17 protein-coding genes and 1 tRNA gene are annotated in these 18,347 nt (G+C 68.8%); 6 read left to right on the plus strand and 12 right to left on the minus strand.

Features of this window, described 5'->3' with window-relative positions; all coding sequences use genetic code 11:
- Nucleotides 1-74: 74 nt before the first annotated feature.
- Nucleotides 75-157, plus strand: a tRNA-Leu gene (locus ACTJKH_RS03835).
- Nucleotides 158-297: 140 nt separating this feature from the next.
- On the opposite strand, the gene ACTJKH_RS03840 is transcribed toward ACTJKH_RS03835, so the two are convergent.
- A complete protein-coding gene (locus ACTJKH_RS03840) occupies nt 298-1,401 on the minus strand; it encodes a VIT1/CCC1 transporter family protein (RefSeq protein WP_440735819.1) in 1,104 nt (367 codons plus the stop codon).
- 141 nt (nt 1,402-1,542) lie between these two features.
- Nucleotides 1,543-3,285 carry a DEAD/DEAH box helicase gene (locus ACTJKH_RS03845; protein ID WP_210097891.1) on the minus strand — a complete coding sequence of 581 codons (1,743 nt, stop codon included), beginning with the start codon at nt 3,283-3,285 and terminating at the stop codon, nt 1,543-1,545.
- Nucleotides 3,286-3,432: 147 nt separating this feature from the next.
- Here ACTJKH_RS03845 and ACTJKH_RS03850 point away from each other — a divergent pair, with 147 nt between their 5' ends.
- Complete coding sequence (locus ACTJKH_RS03850; protein WP_440735820.1) at nt 3,433-4,260, plus strand: SGNH/GDSL hydrolase family protein; 828 nt, start codon at nt 3,433-3,435, stop codon at nt 4,258-4,260.
- A 40-nt stretch (nt 4,261-4,300) separates the two neighbouring features.
- Here ACTJKH_RS03850 and ACTJKH_RS03855 read toward each other — a convergent pair whose 3' ends face one another.
- Nucleotides 4,301-5,104: a TrmH family RNA methyltransferase gene (locus tag ACTJKH_RS03855; RefSeq protein WP_440735821.1), complete on the minus strand. Its 804-nt coding sequence runs from the start codon at nt 5,102-5,104 to the stop codon at nt 4,301-4,303.
- Between the two features lie 95 nt (nt 5,105-5,199).
- Here ACTJKH_RS03855 and ACTJKH_RS03860 point away from each other — a divergent pair, with 95 nt between their 5' ends.
- Nucleotides 5,200-6,039 (plus strand): Sir2 family NAD-dependent protein deacetylase, encoded by an 840-nt coding sequence (locus ACTJKH_RS03860; protein ID WP_440735822.1) that lies wholly within the window; start codon nt 5,200-5,202, stop codon nt 6,037-6,039.
- Nucleotides 6,036-6,623: a histidine phosphatase family protein gene (locus ACTJKH_RS03865; protein ID WP_440735823.1), complete on the plus strand. Its 588-nt coding sequence runs from the start codon at nt 6,036-6,038 to the stop codon at nt 6,621-6,623. The genes ACTJKH_RS03860 and ACTJKH_RS03865 overlap by 4 nt, the downstream gene beginning before the upstream one ends.
- A gap of 35 nt (nt 6,624-6,658) precedes the next feature.
- Here the strand turns inward: ACTJKH_RS03865 and ACTJKH_RS03870 are convergent, their stop codons facing one another.
- Genes ACTJKH_RS03870 through ACTJKH_RS03890 form a run of 5 tightly spaced genes read right to left on the minus strand, consistent with a single transcriptional unit; the run spans nt 6,659 to nt 12,621 of the window.
- Nucleotides 6,659-7,465, minus strand: coding sequence for an HpcH/HpaI aldolase/citrate lyase family protein (locus ACTJKH_RS03870; protein WP_440735824.1), 807 nt, complete (start codon nt 7,463-7,465; stop codon nt 6,659-6,661).
- On the minus strand, nt 7,462-7,950 hold the full coding sequence (locus ACTJKH_RS03875; RefSeq protein ID WP_259159074.1) for a MaoC family dehydratase: 489 nt from the start codon (nt 7,948-7,950) through the stop codon (nt 7,462-7,464). The genes ACTJKH_RS03870 and ACTJKH_RS03875 overlap by 4 nt, the downstream gene beginning before the upstream one ends.
- Before the next feature lie 41 nt (nt 7,951-7,991).
- Nucleotides 7,992-9,140, minus strand: a complete 1,149-nt coding sequence (locus tag ACTJKH_RS03880) for an acyl-CoA dehydrogenase family protein (RefSeq protein ID WP_440736143.1) — start codon at nt 9,138-9,140, stop codon at nt 7,992-7,994.
- Nucleotides 9,140-11,062 (minus strand): acetyl/propionyl/methylcrotonyl-CoA carboxylase subunit alpha, encoded by a 1,923-nt coding sequence (locus ACTJKH_RS03885; RefSeq protein ID WP_440735825.1) that lies wholly within the window; start codon nt 11,060-11,062, stop codon nt 9,140-9,142. The genes ACTJKH_RS03880 and ACTJKH_RS03885 overlap by 1 nt, the downstream gene beginning before the upstream one ends.
- A gap of 5 nt (nt 11,063-11,067) precedes the next feature.
- A complete protein-coding gene (locus ACTJKH_RS03890; protein ID WP_440735826.1) occupies nt 11,068-12,621 on the minus strand; it encodes a carboxyl transferase domain-containing protein in 1,554 nt (517 codons plus the stop codon).
- Between the two features lie 113 nt (nt 12,622-12,734).
- Between ACTJKH_RS03890 and ACTJKH_RS03895 the strand changes: the two genes are divergently transcribed.
- Complete coding sequence (locus ACTJKH_RS03895) at nt 12,735-13,328, plus strand: TetR/AcrR family transcriptional regulator (RefSeq protein ID WP_440735827.1); 594 nt, start codon at nt 12,735-12,737, stop codon at nt 13,326-13,328.
- Here ACTJKH_RS03895 and ACTJKH_RS03900 read toward each other — a convergent pair.
- The 3 genes from ACTJKH_RS03900 to pdhA are packed head-to-tail and all read right to left on the minus strand — an operon-like array spanning nt 13,321 to nt 16,798.
- Nucleotides 13,321-14,673: a dihydrolipoamide acetyltransferase family protein gene (locus ACTJKH_RS03900; protein WP_440735828.1), complete on the minus strand. Its 1,353-nt coding sequence runs from the start codon at nt 14,671-14,673 to the stop codon at nt 13,321-13,323. The genes ACTJKH_RS03895 and ACTJKH_RS03900 overlap by 8 nt on opposite strands.
- Nucleotides 14,670-15,680, minus strand: coding sequence for an alpha-ketoacid dehydrogenase subunit beta (locus tag ACTJKH_RS03905; protein ID WP_440735829.1), 1,011 nt, complete (start codon nt 15,678-15,680; stop codon nt 14,670-14,672). The genes ACTJKH_RS03900 and ACTJKH_RS03905 overlap by 4 nt, the downstream gene beginning before the upstream one ends.
- Nucleotides 15,681-15,682: 2 nt before the next feature.
- Nucleotides 15,683-16,798 (minus strand): pyruvate dehydrogenase (acetyl-transferring) E1 component subunit alpha, encoded by a 1,116-nt coding sequence (gene pdhA, locus ACTJKH_RS03910; protein ID WP_440736144.1) that lies wholly within the window; start codon nt 16,796-16,798, stop codon nt 15,683-15,685.
- A gap of 168 nt (nt 16,799-16,966) precedes the next feature.
- On the opposite strand from pdhA, the gene ACTJKH_RS03915 reads away from it, so the two are divergent.
- On the plus strand, nt 16,967-17,440 hold the full coding sequence (locus tag ACTJKH_RS03915) for an Lrp/AsnC family transcriptional regulator (RefSeq protein WP_056307813.1): 474 nt from the start codon (nt 16,967-16,969) through the stop codon (nt 17,438-17,440).
- On the opposite strand, the gene ACTJKH_RS03920 is transcribed toward ACTJKH_RS03915, so the two are convergent.
- Nucleotides 17,412-18,311, minus strand: coding sequence for an alpha/beta fold hydrolase (locus tag ACTJKH_RS03920; RefSeq protein ID WP_259159090.1), 900 nt, complete (start codon nt 18,309-18,311; stop codon nt 17,412-17,414). The two genes, ACTJKH_RS03915 and ACTJKH_RS03920, sit on opposite strands and share 29 nt — an antisense overlap.
- Nucleotides 18,312-18,347: the final 36 nt, after the last annotated feature.

The raw sequence follows: 18,347 nt of genomic DNA on the forward strand, positions 1-18,347 counted from the left end.
TCACGGCCGGTTTCAGGGAGCCTCGAAGCTCGTGCTAATGTAAATCTTCGTTCGGCAACGAACATCCAACACCTGCGCGGGTGGCGGAATGGTAGACGCGCTACGTTGAGGTCGTAGTGCCCGTAAGGGCGTGGGGGTTCAAGTCCCCCTCCGCGCACAGACAGGCCCCGGATATCTTCAGGATATCCGGGGCCTTCTTCGTATCCGAAGACGAACCCGTTCCGGATGCGACAAGAGGCGGATCTCCGTGCGAAGAACCGCCCCCTGTTGCTGCGTCAGATCACGCGTCACCGCGCCTCAGACGGCTCCCACCCCGAACACCAGGCCGAGCACGTATGTGATCGCCGCCGCGCCGAAGCCGATGGCCAGCTGGCGAAGCGCGCGCCGGAGGGGCGGCCCACCCGACAGGATTCCGACCATGGCGCCGGTGGTCAGCAGCGCGACCCCGACGAGCACGAGTGCGACGATGACCGCCGTGGCCCCGTCGAGGCCGAAGATCCAGGGCAGCACCGGGATGATCGCTCCGGAGGCGAACAGCAGGAAGCTCGAGATCGCTGCGGTCCAGTCGCTTCCGACGATCTCGTGATCGTCGCCCGCATGCGCGTGCACGGTGACCGGACCGGTCGCGGTCCGCTCCACGCCCGCCCGCGCTGCAGAGACGATCCTTCGCGCACGTTCGAGCGCCTCGTCCGGACCGATCCCACGCGCGCGGTAGACGAGCGCGAGCTCGTTCTCATCGATGTCGAGGTCGGCGGCGGAGGCAGCGGCGTCCTCGTTGGCCTCGGTCGCCGCCAGCAGCTCCCGCTGGGATCTGACGGAGACGAACTCCCCCGCCCCCATCGACAGCGCCCCGGCGAGCAGCCCGGCGATACCGCTGAACAGGACGAAACCCGAGCTCACTCCGGTCGCGCCGATGCCGAGCACAAGGGCGAGGTTGCTGACGAGGCCGTCGTTCGCTCCGAACACCGCGGCGCGGAACGACCCGGACAGACGCCTTCTGCCGCGCGCGGCGAGACCTCGCACCACCTCGTAGTGCACCTTCTCGTCGGCGCGCATCGCCGGTGTCGCGTACTGCTCGGAGTCGTAGGGCGAGCGGGCCTCGGCGCTCTGCGCGAGTGCGAGCACGAAGATCGACCCGAAACGGCCCGCCATCCACCCGAGCAGCCGGGAGCGGACTCCGGCACGCGGCAGACGTGCCGGCTCGTCGCCGAGCAGGTCGAGCCAGTGCTGTTCGTGGCGGCGCTCCGCATCGGCGAGGCGGAGCAGGATCTCCTTCTCCTCTCCGGTGCGACGACTCGCGAGGTTCTGATACACGCGACCTTCGGCTCGTTCTTCGACGAGGTAGCGCGCCCAGCGGCGGCGATCGGCGGCGGTGGGCTCGGCGGCAGCAGGGGCTGTCATGAAGTCTCCTGATCGAGGGATCCCCGGGCGGGGCAACCGTTCAACGCTAGCTTCGCGTGACGCTCTCAACGCCAGGGATGCAGCGATTGCCAGCTTTTCGGGATTCCGAACCGGGCCTTTTCCGGCCCGCGACGGCCGCCGTCAGGTGCGGACGCGCTTGCGCAGGACTTCGATGCGCGACTGCAACTGGGTGACGGTCGCCTGGGCGACGGCGGGCCCCCCGCAGATACGACGGAGCTCCGCGTGGACGGACCCGTGCGGCTCGCCCTTCTGCCTCGCATACAGCCCCACGAGACTGTTCAGAAGCTGCCGCTGTTCGCGCAGCGTGCGATGCAGGGGCGCCGGAAGCGTCGTCGTCTCTGCAGGCCCTGCCTCGGCCTCGCGCACCTCACGAAGACGCGACTGCCGAGCCTGGCGCTGCATGAGCAGCTCGTGCACGTGCTCCGGCTCGAGGAGTCCGGGGAACCCGATGAACTCCTCCTCTTCGGGCGTCCCCGGTTCGGCGAGCTGTCCGAACTCCTGCCCCTCGAACACGACGCGATCGAAGTGAGCCACCGACGACAGCGCCTGGTAGCTGAACTCCTGGGTCAGCGCGTCAGAGGTCTCCTCCTCGCGGTTCGCAGACTCGAGCAGCGAGTCCTCGAGGCCGTCGTCGTCTTTCGACTGACGGTCGAGCGCGTGTTCGCGCTGCTTGTCCATCTCGTTCGCGAGCCCCATGAGCACCGGGACCTGGGGCAGGAACACACTCGCCGCCTCGCCGCGACGCCGCGCACGCACGAAGCGGCCGATCGCCTGGGCGAAGAAGAGCGGAGTCGAGGACGAGGTCGCGTACACGCCGACGGCGAGACGAGGGACGTCGACCCCCTCGGACACCATGCGTACCGCGACCATCCAGCGATCCTCGCTCGCGCTGAACTTCTCGATGCGCTCGGAGGCCGTCGCGTCGTCGGACAGGACGACCGTGGGCCGCTGACCGGTGATGCTGTGGAGGATCTTCGCGTACGCCCTCGCGACCGTCTGGTCCGTGGCGAGGACGAGCCCCCCGGCGTCCGGCACATGGTTGCGGATCTCGGTCAGGCGGCGGTCCGCCGCCGACAGCACCGCCGGCATCCACTCGCCCTCGGGGTCGAGAGCCGTGCGCCACGCCTGAGATGTGACGTCTTTCGTGTTGTCCTGCCCCAGATGCGTCTCGAGCTCATCGCCGGTGCTCGTGCGCCACCGCATCTTGCCGGCGTACATGTGGAACAGCACCGGTCGCACGACGCCGTCCGCCAGCGCCCGGCCGTAGCCGTAGTTGTAGTCGGTGCGAGAGATGCGCGCACCTGATTCGTCGGGGTGGTACTCGACGAACGGGATGGGCGCCGTGTCGCTGCGGAACGGCGTACCGGAGAGGAGCAGCCGCCGCTTCGCGGGCCCGTAGGCATCGCGGATCGCGTCGCCCCAGCTGAGCGCGTCCCCGCCGTGATGCACCTCGTCGAGGACCACGAGCGTCTTCGCGTCCTCCGTGAGGTGCCGGTGGACGGACGACTTCGCAGCGACCTGCGCGTACGTCACCACGGCGCCGTGATAGTGCCGGGCGGGTGCCCAGTCGCTGTTCCGGAACCGCGGGTCGAGTCGGATGTGCACGCGTGCGGCGGCATCGGCCCACTGCGTCTTGAGGTGCTCCGTCGGGGCGACCACGATGATGCGGTTGACCTCGCCCATGCGCATGAGCTCGACCGCGAGCGTGAGGGCGAACGTCGTCTTTCCGGCGCCGGGTGTCGCCGCCACGAGGAAGTCGCGCTGGTCGGCTTGGAAGTACTGCTCGAGAGCTTCCTGCTGCCATGCGCGCAGCTTGTTCGCGGTACCCCAGGGGGCGCGCTGAGGAAAGGACGGAGAGAGCATCGAGACAACGATAATCGCTGCCGCCGACACTCGGCGCGATCATGGTGACGCCCGCGCGCGTCCTCGCCGCCGGCCTGCGCATCCGAGTAGGCTCGGTCACTGCGCGGTCGCCATGACGGGCCGCGTCCGTTCGCGAAGGAGAGCTGGATGACAGACCAGGATTCGACCCGAACCCCGCAGACCGACAATGCCAGCGCGCACCCGTGGCGCCGCTTCGTCGCCATCGGCGACTCGTTCACCGAGGGGATCGGCGATCCCGATCCCTCGCATCCCGGGAGTCACCGCGGGTGGGCCGACCGGGTGGCCGAAGTGCTGTCGCAGCAGGTCGACGACTTCGCCTATGCGAACCTCGCCGTGCGCGGCAAGCTGATCGCCCAGATCGTGCAGGACCAGATCGAGCCGGCGATCGCCCTGCATCCTGATCTGATCTCGATCTGCGCCGGGGGGAACGACGTGATCCGTCCCGGCACCGATCCGGATGCCATCGCCGTCCAGCTCGAGGATGCGGTCGCCCGTCTGTCGTCCACGGGGGCAGCAGTACTCCTCTTCACCGGAGTCGACACCGCATTCACTCCGGTCTTCCGCGCCTTCCGAGGCAAGGTCGCGATCTACAACGAGAACATCCGGGCGATCGCCGAGCGACACGACTGCATCGTCGCGGACCAGTGGGCGCTCAAGGTCGTGCAGGACATGCGCTTCTTCGACGACGACCGCCTTCACTACAACCCGCTCGGCCACCACGAAGTCGCGCGGATGGCTCTGCGCGCGCTCAACGTCCCCAACGACCTCGAGGCCATGCAGCCCGGGACGATCCCGATCCGCACCTGGCGCGAGGCGCGCTCCGAAGATCTCGGTTGGGCGCGCGAGCACCTCGTTCCCTGGGTCCTGCGGCGTCTGCGCCACGAGTCGTCAGGGGATCACATCATGGCGAAGCGACCGGAGCCGTCGCCGGTCGTCTTCCCCGAGCTCGACTGACGACCGGGGCTGCGGGTCGGATGATCAGCGGGTCAGCCGATCAGTTCGAGCGGAGTGCCCACAGCGCCACCGCCGCCGCAGACGCCACGTTCAGGGAGTCGACGCCTCCGGCCATCGGGATCGTCACGACGGTGTCCGCCTTCTCGAGTGCCGTGCGCGAGAGCCCGTCGCCCTCTGACCCCATCACGAGCGCGACACGCTCCGGGCGCTGCGCGGCGTACGTGTCGAGCGTCACCGCATCGTCGCGCAATGCCAGCGCGGCGACGTCGAAACCCGCGCCGTGGAGATCCGCGATCGCCGTGTCCCAGTCGGTGATGCGGGTCCACGGAACCTGGAACACGGTCCCCATGCTGACGCGCACGCTGCGTCGGTACAGCGGGTCCGCTCCCCCGGGCGACACCAGCACGGCATCCGCTCCGAGTCCCGCGGCCGCACGGAACGCCGCACCGACGTTCGTGTGGTCTCCGACGTTCTCGAGGATCAGGACCAGGGTCGCTCCGTCGATCACCTCACGGACGGGCGGCAGCTCGGGTCGATGCATCGACGCGATCGTGCCGCGATGCACCGCGAAGCCGGTCACCGATTCGGCGACCTCGTCGGGGACGACGTACACCGGCACGTCCAGATCGCCGACGATCGCTCGGATGTCGTCGATGCGACGCTCCTGCACGAGGACGGAGCGAGGACGGTGTCCCGCCGCGACAGCCCGGGCGATCACCTTCGTGGATTCGGCGATGTAGAGCCCGCCTTCCGGCTCCTTCACCGTTCGCAGCGCCGTGTCGGTGAGCCCCCGGTAGTCGTCGAGTCGTCGATCGTCGGGGTTCGTCACGCGCAGCAGTTCCACGCGCCCCAGTCTGCCATCGCTCGCTCGGCGCGTTCCGCGAACGACTGCGAAGCGTGGCCCTCACCGCACGCCGTAGACTCCCAGGAGGAGGTCCTGTGAGCACATCGAGTCCGGTCGAGTTGTCGGCCACCATCGCTCGCACCGCCGAACTCCTTCGGGGTCGCAGGATCGCGTTGCTCACGGGAGCAGGCATCTCCACCGACTCCGGCATCCCGGCTTATCGCGGCGAGGGATCCCGCAACCGGTCCGACCCCATGACCATCCAGCGGTATCTGGCCGATGAAGCCGCTCGGCGCCGCTACTGGGTCGGCGGGCACCTCGGATGGCGCGCGTTCGCCAGAGCCGACCCGAACCCCGGGCACGTCACGCTCGCGGCGATGGAGTCCTCCGGCCACGTCAGTGGCGTCATCACACAGAACGTCGACGGACTTCACCTCCGTGCGGGCAGCTCGCACGTGATCGAGGTGCACGGCACGATGCGCCGTGTGCTCTGTCTGAAGTGCGGGCAGGTGTTCGATCGTCGAGACATCGCGGCGCAGATCGAAGAGCGCAACCCGTGGATCTCGGTGCCGGAGAACGTCGCACTGGCCCCCGACGGCGACGTGCTGCCCGAGAGCACCGACGGCTTCATCGTCCCCGTCTGCACAGTGTGCGGCGGGATGCTCAAGCCGGACGTGGTGTTCTTCGGCGAATACGTCCCTCAGGACCGTTTCAAGGCCGCCGAGTCCCTGCTCCGTGCGAGTGATGCGATGATCGTCGCCGGGTCCTCGCTCGTCGTCAACTCGGGGGTCCGTCTCGTCGAACGGGCGCGGCGTCGCAGCATCCCCCTCATCATCGTCAACCGCGAGCCCACGCGCGCGGATGTCTGGGCCGATGTCACCATCGCCGCAGGCACCAGCGACGTGCTCCCCGCCATCCAGGAGCTTCTCGAATGACCCTGCTCACCCTCGTCCGTCACGGTCAGACCGACTGGAACCTCGCTCGGCGGATCCAGGGTTCGACGGACATCCCCCTGAACGAGAGGGGTCGTGCAGACGCACGCACCGCGGCCGAGCGCCTCGAAGGAACCACGCACCACGCGATCTACAGCAGCCCGCTCGCGCGGGCGCGTGAGACGGCGGAGATCATCGCAGCGCAGCTCGGTCTCGGCGCGCCTGTGCTCGTGCCCGACATCCGCGAGCGCGAGTTCGGAGAGGGCGAGGGGATGCTCGTCTCCGAGTACATGCAGACCTACGGTGACTGGCAGTCTCCGGTCCCCGGTGCGGAGACGCTCGAAGAGGTCGCGGAGCGTTCGATGGGCGCTCTCGACGCGATCGCCCGTGATTCCCGTCGACGCTCGACTCCCCTCGCGGAATCGGTGATCGTCGTGGCCCACGGCGGCGTGATCCGCTCGCTGATCGCTCACGTCTCCGGGGGCACTCTCCCCCGCGACGGCGACCCGATCGTCAACGGGTCCGCGCATCGCTTCGAGGCGTCTCCGGGGATGCTGCGCCTGCTGGACCAGTCCGTCCTGATCTGACCCGCTGACCGAGATCGGCCTCGCTCCGAACCGACTCAGCGCGCTCGGGCGAGCACCGAGCGTGCGTGCCGAAGAACCGGCTCATCGATCATCCGCCCTTCGAAACGGAACACACCGCGCTCGGACTCGGCCGCTGTGAGCACGGACCGTGCCCACAGGAGAGCAGCCTCGGTGGGCGCATAGGCCTCACGGATCACCGAGACCTGGCTCGGATGGATGCAGGCGGTCGCGGCGAAGCCCGATGCCGCAGCATCCTCCGCCTCCGTGGTGAGACCGTCGAGATCGTCGATGTCGATGTGCACGGCGTCGATCGCTCCCTTGCCCTGCGCGCCGGCCTCGAGGAGCACGCGCGACCTCGCATAGCGCGCGATGTCGCGATAGCCACCGGTGGCGAGGCGGCTCGAGGTCCCTCCGAGAGATGCGACGAGATCCTCCGCACCCCACATCATCGCCACGATCTGCGGATGGGCCGCGATCCGGTCCGCTGCGTGCACGCCGCGTGCCGTCTCGCACAGTGCGATCAGCGAGAACCTCTCGTCGAAGGCGGCCAGGCTCTCGGGACTCTCGGTCTTGGCGACCATGACGGTGCGGAAGTCCGTCTGCGAGAGCGTCGCCAGATCTGATGCGAACGCATCGGACCCCGGCGGGTTGACACGGACGACCACCCGATCGGGATCGAGATCGGCATCGATGAGGTTGCCCCGAGCAGTCGCCTTCGCGTCCGCGAGCACGGCGTCCTCGAGGTCGAGGATGACGGCATCCGCTTTCTCCAGCGCGCCGCGGAAACGCTCGGGGCGATCAGCCGGACAGAACAGCAGTGCCGGTCCGAGTTCGAAGGTCATCGGGCTCCCCCGTCAGGCAGGCAATGCACGAGCACCGACCGCGTCGCCGTGGCGACGACGGTCTCGTCCTGGTTGCGCCCGGTGTGAGCGATGGTCACGATCCCCTGTCCTGGACGCGAGGCAGACAGTCGCCTGTCGGTGATCAGGCTCTCCGTGTAGAGGGTGTCGCCCGCGAACAGCGGGTGCGGGAACGTGACGTCGCCGAAGCCGAGCTGCGCCACGAGGGTTCCCTGGGTGAGTTGGGCCACGGATGCGCCGACCATCGTCGACAGCGTCCACATCGAGTTGATCAGGCGCGCGCCGAACGGCGCCTGCGCGTCAGCGAACGCCGCATCGAGATGCAGCGCCTGCGTGTTCATCGTCAGCGTCGTGAACAGCACGTTGTCGGCCTCGGTGGCCGTGCGCCCTGGACGGTGCAGGTAGCGGGCATCGAGGACGAACTCCTCGAAGTAGAGGCCCCGCTGGATGATGTCGCGTGCGGTCACTGTCGCCCCCTCGGTCGATAGGAAGGTCGCATGCTGCCACGCTACCCGGCGAGCCCGAGGCCCCGCGCGATCACGAGCAGCTGGACCTCCGTGGTGCCCTCGCCGATCTCGAGGATCTTCGAGTCCCGGTAGTGGCGCGCCACGGGGAACTCGTTCATGAATCCGTTGCCACCGAAGATCTGGGTCGCATCCCTCGCGTTGTCCATCGCGGCTTCGCCTGCGACGAGTTTGGCGATGGCGGCCTGCTCCGCGAACGGGAGTCCGCTGTCCCGCAGCCTCGCCGCATGATGCCAGGCGAGCCGAGCAGTGTGCACCCGCGCGCGCATCCGCGCCAGGGTGAACTGGGCGTTCTGACGTGTGCTGAGCGCGCTTCCGAAGATCGTGCGGCTCTTCGCGTAGTCGACGGCCGCCTCGAGGCATCCCTCCGCCGCACCCGTCGAGAGCGCGGCGATCGCGATCCGCCCCTCATCCAGGATGCTGAGGAAGTTGCGGAAGCCGCTCCCCCGCGCTCCGAGGAGGTTCCCCGCCGGCACTCGTGCACCGTCGAAGGTCAGCGGATGCGTGTCGGAGGCGTTCCATCCGACCTTGTCGTAGGGAGCCTCCACAGTGAACCCCGGCGTGCCGTTGGCGACGATGATCGTGGAGATCTCCTTGCGTCCGCCTTCGTTGCCGGTGACGGCGGTGACCGTCACGAATCGGGTGATGGGCGTCCCGGAGTTGGTGATGAACTGCTTCGATCCGTCGATCACCCACTCTCCCCCGTCGAGGCGCGCCGTCGTGCGAGTCGCGCCCGCGTCGCTGCCGGCCTCGGGCTCTGTCAGACCGAATCCGGCCAACGCGCGCCCGCTGAGCAGATCGGGGAGATACTCCTGCTTCTGCTCCTCGGTTCCGAATCGGAACACCGGCATCGCGCCGAGACTCACGCCGGCTTCGAGGGTGATCGCGATCGACTGGTCGACCCGACCGAGAGCCTCGATCGCGATGCCCAGGGCCATGTAGTCGCCACCCTGCCCGCCGTACTCCTCGGGAAACGGCAACCCGAACAGACCGAGGTCACCCATCTGCCCCACGACGTCCATCGAGAGCGTGTGCGTGCGGTCGGCTTCGTACGACTGCGGTGCGACGACGCTGTCGGCGAAGTCGCGCACCATCGTTGCGAGTTCGCGCTCCTCGTCTGTCAGATCCTGCATCATCGGTTCTCCTCCGTCGTCACGCGGGCGACCGGCTGGTCACGCCGCACCTGGTCGCCCACGGCGACCAGCAGGCTCACGACCCCGTCGTGCGGGGCGAGCACGGGGTGCTCCATCTTCATCGCCTCGATCGAGACGATCGGCGTGCCCGCCGTCACCGAGTCGCCGTCGGCCACGTGCACGGCGACGATGCTGCCCGGCATCGGGGCGCGGGCCTCGGGGCCGGTCGCCTCGGCTCGCTCATCACGTGCCAGCAGGCGTCGCTGCATGCGCTGGCGGCGATCGACCGGGCGCAGTCGTGCCGTGCGACCGTCCTCGCTCGCCCAGACCGCGCCGTCGCCGTCGGTGGCGACCGCGACGCCCGGTCCGTGTGGGTCATGCGCTTCCGGCGCGAAGAGGATCTCGTCCTGATCGGTGAGGAATGCGGCCTCGCGGGACGCGCCAGCGCCGACAGCGCTCCACACCGCGCCGGCGCGGCGCGTGATCTGTGCACCCGCCCCCGAGGCGGCGTCGCTCCGGGTCAGGTCTCCCGCGACGGCCAGCATCGACGCCGTCGGCTGGACGACCTGCAGAGGGAGAAGGGTCTCGATCAGCCCCGTGTCGAGATCTCCGGCCACCACACGCTCGTCCTGGCACAGCGTGCGCAGGAAGGCGATGTTCGTGTCGACCCCGAGCACGACGGTCCGTCTCAGTGCCTCGTCGAGGCGACGGAGAGCTGTGGCCCTGTCGGCGGCGACGGCGATGACCTTCGCGATCATCGGGTCGTAGAACCCTGTGACCTCGGAGCCCGTCTCGACCGCCGCGTCCACGCGCACCCCCTGTGGCGGCTCGAACAGCAGCACGCGACCCGTGGACGGCAGGAACCCCCGTTCGGGCGACTCCGCGTACACGCGCGCCTCGACCGCGTGGCCGCGTACCGGCGGAGCCTCTCCGAGGCGCCCTCCCGCGGCGACCTCGATCTGCAGGGCCACGAGGTCGAGTCCGGTCACCTCCTCGGTGACGGGGTGCTCGACCTGCAGACGCGTGTTCATCTCGATGAAGAAGACGTCGTCCGGCTCGTCCGCGTCGATGAGGAACTCCACCGTGCCCGCGCCGACGTAACGCACGCTCTCGGCGGCCTGGATCGCCGCATCCATAAGACGACTCCTCGTCGCCTCCGGTATGCCTGCAGACGGTGCCTCCTCGATGACCTTCTGGTGTCGACGCTGGAGCGTGCACTCGCGCTCGCCGAGTGCGATCACCGTGCCATGGACGTCGCCGAACACTTGGACCTCGATGTGACGCGGACGCCGGATGAGTCGCTCGAGGATGAGGGCGTCATCGCCGAACGCCGATGACGCGACCCGTCGGGCCGACGCAAGCGCCGAGCTGAGCGCCGTCGCACCGGCGACGACCTCCATCCCTTTGCCGCCGCCTCCGGCGCTCGGCTTCACCAGCAGCGGGAATCCGACGGCTGTGGCCTCTTCGGCGATCTCCGCGTCGGACAGCCCCCGGGCGTCGAATCCGGGAACCACCGGCACGCCGGATCGCATCACGTGATCCCGCGCCTTCGCCTTGTCTCCCATGATCTGCAGAGCGTCGACCGACGGACCGATGAAGACGATGCCGCTCTCTGCGCAGGCTTCTGCGAGGCCCACGCTCTCGGAGAGGAACCCGTATCCGGGATGGATGGCCTGAGCCCCGCTGGCGCGCGCGGCACCGAGCACGGCGTCGATGTCGAGGTAGGACTCGGCAGCGGGAGCGACGCCGATCCGCACGGCATCGTCGGCCTCCCGCACATGCGGCGCATCCGCATCCGCATCGCTGTAGACCGCGATGCTGCGGATGCCGAGGGCACGGAGGGTCCGGATGATCCGGCGCGCGATCTCGCCCCTGTTCGCGACGAGGACCGCGTCGAATCGCTGGATGGTCTGCATGGTCATCGCGGTCACATCCGGAAGAGGCCGAAGCGGGGTTCGGGCAGTGGGCTGCGGGCGACCACGTCGAGAGCGAGGCCGAGGAGATCGCGGGTCTCGGCGGGGTCGATGATTCCGTCGTCCCACAGTCGGGCGGTCGCATAGTACGGCTCGCCCTGCGTCTCGTACTGCTCGCGAATCGGCGTCTCGAATGATGCCCGCTCCTCAGAACTCCAGTCTTCACCCCGGGAGGCGAGCTGGTCGCTCTTGACGGTGGAGAGCACGGACGCTGCCTGCGCACCGCCCATCACGGAGATCCTGCTGGCCGGCCAGGTCCAGAGGAAGCGCGGAGAGTAGGCCCTGCCGCACATCGAGTAGTTGCCCGCGCCGAAGGATCCACCGATGATCACCGTGAGCTTGGGCACCCGCGTACTCGCCACGGCCGTCACCATCTTCGCGCCGTCCTTCGCGATCCCGCCGGCCTCGGCATCCGATCCGACCATGAAACCCGTGATGTTCTGCAGGAACAGCAGCGGGATGCCGCGCTGATCGCAGAGTTCGATGAAGTGCGCCCCTTTGAGCGCCGATTCGCTGAAGAGGACTCCGTTGTTCGCGACGATCCCCACCGGGTGGCCGTGGAGCCTGGCGAACCCGGTGACGAGGGTCTTCCCGTACTCCGCCTTGAACTCACGCAAGCTGTCGGCGTCGATCAGGCGATCGATGACCTCGTGCACGTCGTAAGCCGCGTTGACGTCGACCGGGACGACGTCGTAGAGCGATCCGAGCTCCGCGGGCGCACGGCTGTCGTGCACCTCCCAGGCGGGCAGCTGTGGAGCCGGAAGCGTGGCGACGATGTCGCGCAGGATCTCCAGGGCGTGCTCGTCGTCCTCTGCGAGGTGGTCGACGACGCCGCTGCGTCGGGCATGCAGCTCGCCGCCGCCGAGCTCCTCGGCCGACACGACCTCGCCGATCGCCGCTTTCACGAGGGGCGGGCCGCCGAGGAAGATCGTGCCCTGGTCTCGGACGATCACGGTCTCGTCGCTCATCGCGGGGACGTACGCCCCGCCCGCCGTGCACGAGCCGAGGACGGCCGCGAGCTGTGGGATGCCCTCGGCCGACATGCGGGCCTGGTTGAAGAAGATCCGACCGAAGTGCTCGCGGTCGGGGAACACCTCATCCTGCTTGGGGAGGAAGGCCCCGCCCGAGTCGACCAGATACAGGCAGGGCAGACGGTTCTCCAGGGCGATCTCCTGCGCGCGCAGGTGCTTCTTCACCGTCAGGGGGTAGTAGGTGCCACCCTTGACCGTGGCGTCGTTGCAGACGACCATCACGTGCCGCCCGTGCACGAGGCCGATGCCTGCGATCACGCCTGCCGCGGGTGCTTCTCCCCCGTACAGACCGTCGGCCGCCAGCGGAGCGATCTCGACGAAGGGGCTCCCCTCATCGAGGAGCCGGGCCACGCGCTCACGCGGCAGGAGCTTTCCGCGCGCGACATGACGGTCGCGAGAGGCTTGCGGCCCACCCTGAGCGACGACCGTCAGTCGGTGGTGCAGCTCGGCAGCGAGAGACTGCTGGGTTGCGGGCATCGTGTTGTCCTCCTCGACCCACGTGGCGCCTGCGACTTCGCTCTGGCGCACTCGATGCGTTCTCGGTTAGTGTTCACTAACCGATTGCATCAGGTTAGCGAGGATTAACTGAGATGACAAGCCCCGTCACCGCGCGAGACCGCGCCAAGGCAGAGCGCTCCGACGCGATCCTCCGAGAAGCTGCACGACTCTTCGCCGACAGCGGGTACAACGGCGTGAGCCTCGAAGACATCGGCGCAGCCGTCGGGGTGTCCGGTCCCGCTGTCTACCGCCATTTCGCAGGGAAGCAGGCGCTGCTCGGGGCCGTCCTCGTCAAGGTCAGCGACGACCTCGTCGCCGGCGGAACCCGCGTCGCCGCCGAAGGATCGACCCCCGAGGAACGGATGCGCGCGCTCGTCGCCTTCCACGTGGATTTCGCGCTCGGACACGCCGACGTGATCCGCGTGCACGACAGGGACGTGGCCCAGCTCGACGCCCGCGACCACGCGGAGGTGCGGCGTCTGCAGCGCGCCTACATCGAGCTGTGGATCAGCACGCTGGCCCCGCTCGTCGAGGCCGATGCCGACGAGCTGCGGTTGCGCGTGCAGGCGTGCTTCGGGCTCATCAACTCCACCCCGCACAGCACCCGTGCGGCCGCCCGCCAGCGCTCCGCCACCGCGACAGTGCTCGCCGCGATGGCGGAGTCGGCGCTTCGCGCGGCTATCTGAGCAGCATCGCGCGCCCGGGCTCCTCCAGCACGTCGGCCACGTCCTTGAGGAACGTCGCTCCCTCCGCTCCGTCGACGAGACGGTGGTCGAACGACAGACTGAGCGTCATCACCTGGCGCAGCGCGATCTCGCCGCGGTACTCCCACGGCTGACGTCTGACCGCGCCCACCGCGAGGATGCCGGACTGCCCCGGTGGCAGGATCGGTGTGCCGGCATCGATCCCGAACACACCGATGTTCGAGATCGAGAACGTGCCTCCCGACAGCTCAGCGGGCGATGTCCTCCCCGCACGCGCCGTCTCGGCGAGGGAACGAAGCGCGTCTGCGAGGCCCGGGAGGGTGAGCACCTCGGCGTCGCGGATGTTCGGCACGATGAGACCGCGTTCGGTCGCCGCCGCGATACCGAGGTCGACGTAGTGGTACCGGACGATCTCTCCCGCGGACTCGTCCCATCGGGCGTTCAGGCCCGGTGTCCGCCCCAGCGCCAGACACACGGCCTTGGCGACGACGGCGAGCGGCCCGATCCGGTGCGCTGACAGTGCCCGATCCTCTTTGAGTGACGCGAGGAGATCCATCGTGGCTGTGACGTCCACGGTGTGGAACACCGTCACGTGTGGCGCCGTGAACGCACTCTCGACCATCGCGGCCGCCGTGTGCTTGCGCACCCCGCGGATCGGGATCCGGGTCTCGCGCACTGCCTCGTGCGGCGGCGCCGCGAGCTCGGGAGCGGGCACATCCGTCGGAGGGGCGGTCTCCGCGGAGCCGATGCCGGTGCGCGCCGCATATTCGTCGATGTCGTCGCGCCGGATGACGCGGTCGCCCACCGAAGCGGCCACCAGGACGAGATCGATTCCCAGACGCTTCGCGTGAGCCCGCACGGGCGGGGTCGAGCGGGGACGTTCGACGACCGTCTCGACGCTCACGGTCGGAGATGCGTCGTGCGGTGCCGCTTCGAGGACCGCGGTGTCGGTCGCCGGCGTCGAACCTCCCGCCCGCCGTGCGCGGCGAGCCGGACGACCGGATGCCGACGGCGCGGCGCCGTACCCGACGAGGTTGGGCTGCGCCTTCTCCTCTGCGGGCGAATTCACGGCAGGGGCTTCCTCGGCTCCCTCCACATCGAAGGCGATCAGCGGCGAGCCGACCGCGACGGTCTCCCCTGCCTCTGCGTGCAGTGTCGACACGACGCCCTCGTATGGCGAGGGCAGTTCGACCACGGCCTTGGCGGTCTCGACCTCGGCGAGCGTCTGGTTCAGCGCCACCGCGTCGCCCGGTGCGACCAGCCACTGGATGACCTCCGCCTCGGTCAGTCCCTCACCGAGGTCGGGCAGTCGGAACTCGGCGATCATGCGTCGGCTCCCGTCAGACTGTTCGGGCGGTCGAGCACGCGGTCGACCGCGTCGAGCAGACGATCGAGATCCGGCAGATGGTACTTCTCGAGCTTCGCGGGCGGGTACGGCACGTCGTGCCCAGTGACCCGGAGAGGCGCGGATTCGAGGTACTCGAAACACAGCTCGGTGATGCTCGCGATGACCTCCGCCGCCATGCCGGCCTCGCGCGACGCCTCGTGAGCCACCACCACGCGCCCCGTCTTGCGGACGGACGTCGCGATCGTGTCGTAGTCGACGGGCGAGAGCGACCGCAGGTCGATGACCTCCAGGGAGGTCCCCTCGTCCTCGGCGGCCTCTGCTGCCTGCAGCGCCGTGGAGACCATGGCGCCGTACGTGATCAGAGTCGCATCCGTGCCCGACCGGACGACACGGGCGAGGCCCATGGGCGCGGCGTCCGCCAGCGGGGCGTCGAGGTCGACGTCGCCCTTGTGGTGGTACAGCCGCTTCGGCTCGAAGAAGATCACCGGGTCGTCGGAGGCGATCGCCTGGCGCAGGCTCCGATAGGCGTCCTCGGGATTCGACACCGCGATCACGCGGAGTCCCGCCGTGTGCACGAAGTAGGCCTCCGGCGACTCGGAGTGGTGCTCCGCCGCACCGATTCCTCCCGCCCACGGGATGCGGATCGTGATCGGCATCTTCACGCGGCCCTGCGTGCGGTAGTGGAGCTTCGCGACCTGGGCGACGATCTGGTCGAACGCCGGATAGACGAATCCGTCGAACTGGATCTCGACGACCGGACGGTATCCGCGGAAGGCGAGTCCGACGGCAGTGCCGACGATGCCCGACTCCGCGAGCGGGGTGTCGATCACGCGCGAGGCTCCGAATTCATCGAGCAGCCCGTCGGTGATGCGGAACACTCCGCCGAGCTTTCCGATGTCCTCTCCGAGCAGGACGACCTTCTCATCGTCGCGCATCGCCTGGCGGAGACCGGCGCCCAGGGCCTTTCCGAGAGTGAGTTCGGTCACGTTCACGCCTCGCCTTCGAAGGATGCGAGGTATGCGGCGTACTCGCCGCGCTGACGGTCGAGCCCCGTGTGCGGCTCGGCGTAGACGCCGTCGAACACGGAGAGCGGCGGCCGGGTGACCATGCCCAGGCACTCGGCGCGCATCTCGCGGGCGACGACGTCGGCGGCGGCCTGTGTCTCGGCCATGTGGTCCTCGCTGAGCTCGCCGAGTGCGCGAAGGTGCGCCTCCAGGCGGGTGATCGGGTCGCGACGGCGCCAGGCGTCGAGCTCGTCGTCCTTGCGGTAGCGGGTCGGGTCATCGGCCGTCGTGTGGGGTCCCATCCGATACGTCACGGCCTCGATGTATGCGGGGCCCTTGCCCGAACGTGCATGTGCGAGCGCCCAGCGCATCGCGGCCATGCAGGCGAGGACGTCGTTGCCGTCGACCCGAAGGCTCGGAATGCCGAAGCCGGGAGCGCGGCCGGCGATCGGGTACTGCGACTGCACCGACACGGGCTCCGAGATGGCCCAGTGGTTGTTCTGGCAGACGAAGACGACGGGCGCCTGATACGACGACGCGAAGATCATCGCCTCGTTGACGTCTCCCTGGCTGGTCGCGCCATCGCCGAAGTAGGTGACGGCGACCTCGTCTGCTCCGTCGTGCCGGATCCCGAGCGCATACCCGACGGCATGCAGCGTCTGCGCGCCGATGATGATCTGCAACGGAGCCACACGGAGCGACGCGGGGTCGTGCCCGGCGCCCTCCTCGCCACGCCACATGCGCACATAGTCGCCGGGCTTCGCGCCGCGCGCGTAGATCACGCCGGTCTCCCGGTAGCTGGGGAAGACGTAGTCCTGAGGGGCGAGCGCCCTCGCGGTGCCGATCTGCGTCGCCTCCTGACCCTGGCACGGGGCCCACAGGCCCAGCTGCCCCTGACGCTGGAGCGCCACGCCCTCGGCATCGATCCGGCGGAGGATGACCATGTCGCGGTGCAGCGCGCGCAGTGACGCCGCGTCGATGTCGTCGACGAACGCGTCGAGCTGGGGGTTCGCGATGCGCGTGCCGTCGGGCGTGAGGATGCGCTCTGCGAGTTCGAGATCCTGTGCCGTGTCGGCGATCGGGGTGATCTGCGGTGACATCATCGTCCTCCTCATCAGTGGCCGTCGTCACGGGTTCTACGCGCGGCCCCGGCATCATCGCCGGTTCACTCGAGAGTACGTCCGCTCATCACCTCGCTCAAGCAACCGGGAGCGGCTTGAGCATGTTGCCCAATCCGGGCGGGGGTGCCCCTGCTATCGTTTGGCACTATGGCCGGACTTGACCGCATCGATCTGGAACTTCTCGCCGCTCTCGCCGATGACCCTCGCGTCACGATCGTCGCGCTGGCGGAGAATCTCGGGCTGTCACGGAACACCATCCAGGCGCGTATGGCGCGTCTCGAGCAGACCGGCGTCTTCATGTCGTACGAGCGGTCGTTCTCCACCGACGTCCTCGGATTCCCCCTGCAGGCCTTCGTCAGCATCGGGGTCCGTCAGACCGAGTTGCCTCGCATCATCAACGAGCTGGCTCGCATCCCGGAGGTCGTCCAGGCCCACGGGCTCAGCGGCTCGATCGACCTGCTCGCTCGTGTCGCGTGCCGCGACGCTCGCCACCTGTTCGACACGGATGCACGCATCCTGTCGATCGACGGCGTTGAGCGCACCGAGACCTCCCTTGCGATGGGCGAGGTGATCCCGTTCCGGGTCGCGGGGCTCATCGGCCTCGCGCGGCGGGAATCCTGAGGAATCGTCGGATGGCGCCCGCCGCTTCGGCGGGCGTCTCATAGTGGATCAGGTGGCCGACGTGCGCGATCTCCACCAACGTCCCGTCGTCGAACCGCGTCACGAGCTCTCGTTCCACTTCGATCGGCGTGATGTCGTCGCGTTGCGCAGCGACCAGCAAGGTGGGCACGTCGATCGCGGCGGCGAACTCGCTCACATCGTGTGACACGCTCGCCACGAACGCATCCCGGAGCACATCACGGTCGGCGAAGCGCGAGAAGTAGGTGTCGTGCTGGTCATGGATGAATCGGCGGAGCTCACGATCCGAGGTCTTGGCCATCGTGATGCTCATGACCCGGACGATCAGACGGTTGCGCAACAGCGCGGTGCCCAGCTTCTCGGGAAGCCGAGCGCCCAGGGCGTAGTACATGACCGCGAGACGGGTCATGATGCCCTTCGGCCCTTCCAGCGCCGGGGCGCCGATGGGGTTGATCAGGATGAGACGCGGGGTCTCGAGTCCGCCCGCGACTGCGGCGGACGTGACGATCGAGCCGAAGGAGTGTCCGAGGATGACCGCACCGGGGGCGACGGCTGCCGCGAACTCGGTGAGCCATGCGACGTACTCCGCCAGGTCGTACGCACGACCCGGCACCGGAGCCGTCTCGCCGAACCCCGGAAGATCGGGAGCGATGACGCGCGCTTCCGGCAGGAAGGCGAGGACGGACTCGAGGCCGTGGTGATCGCCGCGGAAGCCGTGCACCGCGATGACGGTGACCTCGGCGTCTGCGGAGCCATACTCCCAGTAGACCGTCGTACCCTCGCGCACCTCCACCTCGCGGCGCTCGACCGGGAGGCGTCGAAGGCGATCGGAGTACGGAGAGGGGACGCTCATGGACCAAGTCTATGGGCGGCTCCTCGACGCTGTCCG

The organism is Microbacterium sp. 22215, from assembly GCF_052045655.1.
GTDB classification, from domain to species: Bacteria; Actinomycetota; Actinomycetes; order Actinomycetales; family Microbacteriaceae; genus Microbacterium; species Microbacterium phyllosphaerae.